This is a genomic window from Allobosea sp. CER48, from assembly GCF_044752385.1.
Lineage (GTDB): Bacteria > Pseudomonadota > Alphaproteobacteria > Rhizobiales > Beijerinckiaceae > Allobosea.
The window spans coordinates 1-5,767 of sequence record NZ_JBIWYK010000198.1 but is presented as its reverse complement, the minus strand read 5'-3'; the positions used below and the strand labels follow the sequence as shown (position 1 = coordinate 5,767).

The following is a 5,767-nucleotide window of genomic DNA, read 5'->3' as shown; positions in this document are numbered from 1 at the left end:
GCGAGGCAGGGGGATTTGTTAGGGTTAACCAAATCTTACCTTTGTGGAAGATCGTTAGAATGCGTATCAAATGCTCCGGAATTCGCGGCGCCGGGAGCGGCCCGAGGCAAGAGGTGGAGGGGGCGTGACCGGCCGTCCGGAGCAACCGGACGGCGTCATAGCCGGCGGAAAAGGGGAGGGCGCGAGCCTCTCCCCTTTTTCGTTGCACGGCGCCCAGCCGGCGCTTGCGCACCGTGGCCGCTTCGGCAACTGTGGCGCCGCATGGCTTCTCAAGATCCCGCTCCGCCGCGCGAGCCCGCGTTCAACCTGCCGCCCGCCATCGTCTGGCTCCTTGCCGCCCTGACGTTGGTTCAGGCGGGGCGCTCGCTGCTCTCCGACTATAACGACTACGTCCTGATGTCGTGGTTCGCCTTCGTGCCGGCGCGGCTGACGCTGTGGCTCTCGCCGGGGCGGCTCGAGGACGTCGTCGGAGCGATGGCGCAAACCACCGCGGGGCAGGATGTGGTCGAGCGGCTCCAGCTCGTGCGGCTGCTTCTGGCGGATGGCGGCGTCAGGCTCTGGACACTGCTGACCTATGGTTTCCTGCATGGTTCCTGGCTGCATCTGGCGTCGAACGCGGTCTGGCTCGCGGCCTTCGGCAGTCCGGTGGCGCGGCGGCTCGGGACGAGCCGCTTCCTCAACCTGATGGCACTGTCGACGATCGGCGGTGCGCTGCTCCATTGGTGGTCACGCGAGCTCGACGTGCTGCCGTTGGTCGGCGCCTCGGCCGGCGTCTCCGGAGCGACCGCGGCGGCGATCCGCTTCGTGTTCTCGCCGGGCCTGCGCTTCGGCGAATTGGGCGACGATGCGGTCGTCCGCGCGATACCGGCCGAGCCGCTCGGCCAGCTCTGGCGCAATTCCAGAGCTTTGCTCTTCATCGCCATCTGGTTCGCGACGAACATCCTGTTCGGAGCCGGGCTCGTGCCGATCTTTGGCGAAGAGACGAGCATCGCCTGGGAGGCGCATATCGGCGGGTTCGTTGTAGGGCTCCTGTTGTTCCCGCTGCTGGATCAGGGGCAGCAGCGCAACTGAACGGTGCTGCCGCGGATCCACGCCGGGCTGCGGCCTGCCAGAGGGCGGTAAGCCTTGCCTGCGCCTGCCTCTTCCCCCACACTCGCATCATTGCGAAGCACTCTTCGAGCCGCCACGGCATCGTGAGTTTGCCGGCGGCTTGCGGAGTCCCAGCGGAACCGCGTGCCGGCAACGGCACGCCTGCGAGGAGGGTATTCCATGAATGTCGAGCAACTGCTGAGCGACAAGGGGCGCGAGGTCATCTCGGTGCAGCCGCACCGGACGTTGGCCGAGGCGATCCGGACGCTGAGCGAGAAGCGCATCGGTGCCGTTGTCGTCATGGGAGCCGACGGAGCGCTGGCCGGCATCCTGTCCGAACGCGATATCATCCGGGCTCTGGGCGAGCTTGGTGCGGGCGCGCTGGAGAGCGCGGTCTCGCGGTCGATGACCTCGAAGGTCGTGACCTGCCGGCCGCAGACCAGTGTCGACGAGCTGATGGAGATCATGACCATGGGCCGCTTCCGCCATGTCCCGGTCGTCGAGAGCGGACGCGTAACCGGCATCGTCTCGATCGGTGACGTGGTCAAGCATCGCGTTGCGGCGATCGAGGCCGAAAGCAAGGCCATGCGCGACTATATCGCGATGGCCTGAGATGCCTGCGCGCCCGGCTCAGCCGTCGGGCGCGACGTGGCTGGCGGCGACGAGGGCTGCGATATCGTCAAGTGCGCGCTGCGCCGCCTGCCGCCCCAGTTCGATTGTCTCGTCCGCGCGGTGAAAATCGAACAGGCCGACGCGGCCGAGCTTGGGGCCGATCATCACGTCCGGCGGATCGCCCGCGAGACGCGAGCGCGAGATCCGGTCCTGCGTGATGTTGAAGGCGTCGATCATCACGCCGGCCAGCCCCGGGCGGTTCTCGGCCGGGCGGCCGACGATGTTGCGAACACGCTTGGCTGCGCCGCTGATGCCGTCGTACCAGCGCGGCTCGGGGCGCACCTCCAGTTCCGGCACCAGCGGATCGGGCTCGGAGCCGTGATTCTGTATGATCGTGCCCCGGCCCGACAGGTCGTTGTTCAGGTTGACGCAGATCACGATGTCCGCGCCGAGCGCGCGGGCCGCGGTGACCGGCACCGGGTTGACCAGCGCGCCGTCCATCAGCCAGCGACCGCCGAGTCGCACCGGGTCGAAAACGCCGGGCAGGGCATAGGAGGCGCCGAGTGCCTCGACCAGCGGGCCATGCGTCAGCCAGATCTCGTGGCCGGAGCCGAGTTCGGTTGCGATCGCGACGAAGCGATGCGGCAGTTCTTCGATGCGGATGCTGCCGAGATGCTGGTCGAGCAGCCGCTTGAGCCGGCTGCCGGAGATCAGACCGGCGCCGCCAATATGGAAATCCATCAGGCCGACGATGCGGCGCTTGGTCAGGCTGGTGGCGAATTCGGCAAGCTCAGGCAACTTGCCCGCCGCGAAGCAGCCACCCACGACCGCACCGATCGATGTTCCGGCGATCACGTCGGGGGCGAAACCGGCTTCGATCAGGACCTCGAGCGCGCCGATATGGGCCCACCCGCGCGCCGCGCCGCCACCGAGAGCCAGGCCGATCTTCGGGCGGACAGCCACCGGCTGCACGTCGAGCGAACGCATCTCGTTCATTGCGGCACCACCTCCGCCGAGGCCAAAAGCCCGCCGTGCAGCATCGTCCCAGAACATGGACCCGTCCCTCCACAGAGGTTCAGGGTCTCAGAAGCCGATGAGCGAAAGGTGAACAGCATGGCCTCGTCGGCATTATCGGCCGCATTTGACGGAATGGTGAAGACGCGTCGGCAGCATTGCCGATGCGCGCCGGTTTCACGTGCAGACGAGGAGCGGCTTCCGCGCATCTTCCCGCAGTGGCTGGACGCGGTAGAAGCAGGAGCAGCGGCCGGTATGGCAGCAGCCGCCGTCTCCGCCGACCCTGACCTTGAGCCAGATCGCGTCCTGGTCGCAATCGACCCGCATCTCGACGATCGTCTGGATCTGGCCTGAGGTCGCTCCCTTGTGCCAGAGTTCCTGGCGCGAGCGCGACCAGTACCAGGCCTCGCCGGTCTCGATCGAGCGCCTCAGCGCCTCGGCGTTCATATGTGCGACCATCAGCACCGCGCCGCTGTCGGCCTCGGTGGCGACGACTGTCACCAGGGCGTTCGCGTCGAAGCGGGGGCTCAGCACCGTCCCCTCCTCGAGGGCGTGCTTGTCGGCTGCAGCTGGAAACAGACTCATCGCGGCTCCATCACGGGAAAAAGGCGCGTCGGCCGGCGCGCCCTGCAAGGACACGTCCGGGCGAAGCCGGTCACGGGGTCATAGCCCCGGCGACTTCACCATGGTGAAGAAGCGGACCTGTTCGGCAGGATCTTCGCGGAAGAGACCGCGATACTGCGACGTCATGGTCGAGGATCCCTGCTTCTGGACGCCGCGCATCGACATGCACATATGCTCGGCCTCGATCAGCACGGCGATGCCGCGCGGCTCCAGCGCTTCCTCGATAACATCGGCGATCTGCGCGGTCATCGTCTCCTGGGTCTGCAGACGGCGGGCATAGACGTCGACGATGCGGGCGAGCTTCGACAGGCCCACCACGCCCTTCGACGGGTAATAGCCGATATGCGCCTTGCCGACGAAGGGCACCATGTGGTGCTCGCAGTGGGAATAGAACGGGATGTCGCGCACCAGGATCATGTCCTGGTAGCCCTCGACTTCCTCGAAGACACGGTCGAGGATGTCGTGCGGATCCTCGGCATAGCCCCGATAGAGTTCCTTATACGCCTTCGCGACGCGCTGCGGTGTTTCGAGCAGACCTTCGCGTGACGGATCGTCGCCAGCCCACAGGATGAGCGTGCGGACGGCCGCCTCGGCATCCTCCTGCGTCGGCTTGCGAACCAGAAACTTGTCAGCGGAGGGGCCGACGGCCCCCTCGACGGACAAGGACTTAACCACAGGGATCATGTGGTGCCTCCCGTTGGGACGATGCGGCCGTAAGGCCATGGCGACAAGTTTCACGCCCTTGCGGCGGAAGGGATGTCCATGCCCTCCCGTTTCGCGGCGATCAACCCTATATTGGAGTCCCGAGCCGGTCATTCCAGAGCCGCCAGAGACCAAGCCATGCTGGACGACGTCTACAACAAGCGCATTCTGGCGCTTGCCGCGAACATCCCCCTGCTGCAGCGCCTGTCGTCTCCGGACGCCACGGCGCGGGCTCATTCGAAGCTATGCGGTTCCACCGTGACAGTTGACGTCACCATGGAGGGCGAGGTCGTCACCGGCTTCGGGCACGAGGTGAAGGCCTGCGCGCTCGGGCAGGCCTCTTCCTCGATCATGGCACGCCACGTCATCGGCTCGACGGCCGGGGAGTTGCGGTTGGTGCGCGAGCAGGCCCGCGCCATCCTGAAGGAGAATGCGGAGCCGCCCGAGGGCAAGTGGGGTGATCTCGCCGTGCTCGTGCCGGTGCGCGACTTCAAGGCGCGCCACGCCTCGACCATGCTGACCTTCGATGCGGTGGTGGATGCGATCGACCAGATCGAGGCGCGGCGGCGCGAAGCCGCCGCCTGATCACTTCGCGCCGAAGGCGACCTTGATCTCCGGGATCGTGTCGTCGAAGCGGGCCTTGAAGGCGCGGTCCGCCAACAGCGCCTTGGCGACCGCGCGGCCGACCTTGTCACCGGCGACGAGATCGCTCGGGAAGTGGAAGCCGCAGACAAGGCGGCTCTCGTCGTAGCTCTTCACCCGCTCCTCGAGCTTGTCCGACATCGCGGGGACGGCGGCCTTCAGCAGCTCCGCGTAGAGCGCGGCGGTCGCGGCGTGGGCGGAGGGGAACGAGGTCCCGTCCGGACGCGCGCCGGGGCAGGGCTTGACGCGGGTCCTGGCCCAGAGCTGGAACGGGCGCTGACGATTGGTGAGGCGATGGACGCTCTTCAGCAGGATGCCGAGCTCGACCTGCGCCTCGCGGAACAGCAGCCGCACCTCACGATGCGTGTTGTCGACATAGTTCGTGTCCATGCCGTTCAGGAAGTTCACCAACCCCTGACGTTGGTCGGCGATCGCCTGCTTCTCGCGCTCCGGCGTGCGAGCCTGCGTGATCTGCTGCACCTGCTCGAATTCGGCCTTGGCCTCGGGGCTGTTCTGCGCCGGCGGCAGGCCGATGATATGGGCGATGTCGAGTTTGCTGCCATCGAGCCAGAGCAGGTAAGGCCGCTGCTGGGCCGAAACCGGCGTGGCGAGGCCGAGGCTCAGTGCAAGTCCGAGGCCTGCGAGGGCGTTGCGAACGAGGGCATGGCGAACGGAGGCTTGGCGAAAGCGGGCGGCGCGCATCATGTTTCCGGTATCAGGCAATTGAAAACGGGAATGGAAAGCGGGTTCTGGTGACGGCTGAACGAAACGAAGCAGACGATCTATTCCAGCGTCTCTTTGTTAAGCAAAGATTTTCGCGCTTGCGAAGGCTTGCCCTTCTGCCGCGCCGCGCTGCGCATTTCGCAATTCGTGGTTATCAGCTCAGCCTTTCCATGCTGATCGGACGCCATTGTCGGCACTGGCCGAGCTGTTCCGCCTATACGGATGAGGCGATCCAGCGCTTCGGGCTGTGGCGGGGTGGCTGGGTCGGCATTGCGCGGATTTGCCGCTGCAATCCATGGGGAACGAGCGGCATCGACATCGTCTGCGAGTCACTGCCGGCGGATGCGAGCTGGTATCTTCC

8 protein-coding genes are annotated in these 5,767 nt (G+C 66.4%); 4 read left to right on the top strand and 4 right to left on the bottom strand.

Going from position 1 to position 5,767, the window contains the following annotated elements:
• Positions 1–261 precede the first annotated feature (261 nt).
• Complete coding sequence (locus ACIPIA_RS09290) at positions 262–1,071, top strand: rhomboid family intramembrane serine protease (protein WP_400508801.1); 810 nt, start codon at positions 262–264, stop codon at positions 1,069–1,071.
• 198 nt (positions 1,072–1,269) lie between these two features.
• Positions 1,270–1,701: a CBS domain-containing protein gene (locus ACIPIA_RS09285; protein ID WP_400508799.1), complete on the top strand. Its 432-nt coding sequence runs from the start codon at positions 1,270–1,272 to the stop codon at positions 1,699–1,701.
• Between the two features lie 18 nt (positions 1,702–1,719).
• Here the strand turns inward: ACIPIA_RS09285 and ACIPIA_RS09280 are convergent, their stop codons facing one another.
• From ACIPIA_RS09280 to folE, 3 genes are all read right to left on the bottom strand, one after another.
• On the bottom strand, positions 1,720–2,697 hold the full coding sequence (locus tag ACIPIA_RS09280; protein WP_400508798.1) for a patatin-like phospholipase family protein: 978 nt from the start codon (positions 2,695–2,697) through the stop codon (positions 1,720–1,722).
• A 195-nt stretch (positions 2,698–2,892) separates the two neighbouring features.
• Positions 2,893–3,300: a phosphoribosyl-AMP cyclohydrolase gene (gene hisI, locus ACIPIA_RS09275; protein WP_400508796.1), complete on the bottom strand. Its 408-nt coding sequence runs from the start codon at positions 3,298–3,300 to the stop codon at positions 2,893–2,895.
• Positions 3,301–3,378: 78 nt separating this feature from the next.
• On the bottom strand, positions 3,379–4,023 hold the full coding sequence (folE, locus tag ACIPIA_RS09270) for a GTP cyclohydrolase I FolE (protein WP_400508794.1): 645 nt from the start codon (positions 4,021–4,023) through the stop codon (positions 3,379–3,381).
• Between the two features lie 156 nt (positions 4,024–4,179).
• On the opposite strand from folE, the gene ACIPIA_RS09265 reads away from it, so the two are divergent.
• On the top strand, positions 4,180–4,626 hold the full coding sequence (locus ACIPIA_RS09265) for an iron-sulfur cluster assembly scaffold protein (protein WP_400508792.1): 447 nt from the start codon (positions 4,180–4,182) through the stop codon (positions 4,624–4,626).
• Here the strand turns inward: ACIPIA_RS09265 and ACIPIA_RS09260 are convergent, their stop codons facing one another.
• Positions 4,627–5,388: a phosphatase PAP2 family protein gene (locus ACIPIA_RS09260; RefSeq protein ID WP_400508790.1), complete on the bottom strand. Its 762-nt coding sequence runs from the start codon at positions 5,386–5,388 to the stop codon at positions 4,627–4,629.
• Between the two features lie 134 nt (positions 5,389–5,522).
• Here ACIPIA_RS09260 and yidD point away from each other — a divergent pair.
• A partial coding sequence (gene yidD, locus ACIPIA_RS09255) for a membrane protein insertion efficiency factor YidD (RefSeq protein ID WP_400508803.1) occupies positions 5,523–5,767 on the top strand: 245 nt, incomplete at its 3' end.

Excerpts from the sequence above, each read along its gene's own strand:
- ACIPIA_RS09290 (WP_400508801.1), top strand. The coding sequence starts at position 262 with ATGGCTTCTCAAGATCCCGCTCCGCCGCGCGAGCCCGCGTTCAACCTG.
- ACIPIA_RS09280 (WP_400508798.1), bottom strand. The coding sequence starts at position 2,697 with ATGAACGAGATGCGTTCGCTCGACGTGCAGCCGGTGGCTGTCCGCCCG.
- hisI (WP_400508796.1), bottom strand. The coding sequence starts at position 3,300 with ATGAGTCTGTTTCCAGCTGCAGCCGACAAGCACGCCCTCGAGGAGGGG.
- ACIPIA_RS09260 (WP_400508790.1), bottom strand. The coding sequence starts at position 5,388 with ATGATGCGCGCCGCCCGCTTTCGCCAAGCCTCCGTTCGCCATGCCCTC.
- ACIPIA_RS09265 (WP_400508792.1), top strand. The coding sequence starts at position 4,180 with ATGCTGGACGACGTCTACAACAAGCGCATTCTGGCGCTTGCCGCGAAC.
- folE (WP_400508794.1), bottom strand. The coding sequence starts at position 4,023 with ATGATCCCTGTGGTTAAGTCCTTGTCCGTCGAGGGGGCCGTCGGCCCC.
- ACIPIA_RS09285 (WP_400508799.1), top strand. The coding sequence starts at position 1,270 with ATGAATGTCGAGCAACTGCTGAGCGACAAGGGGCGCGAGGTCATCTCG.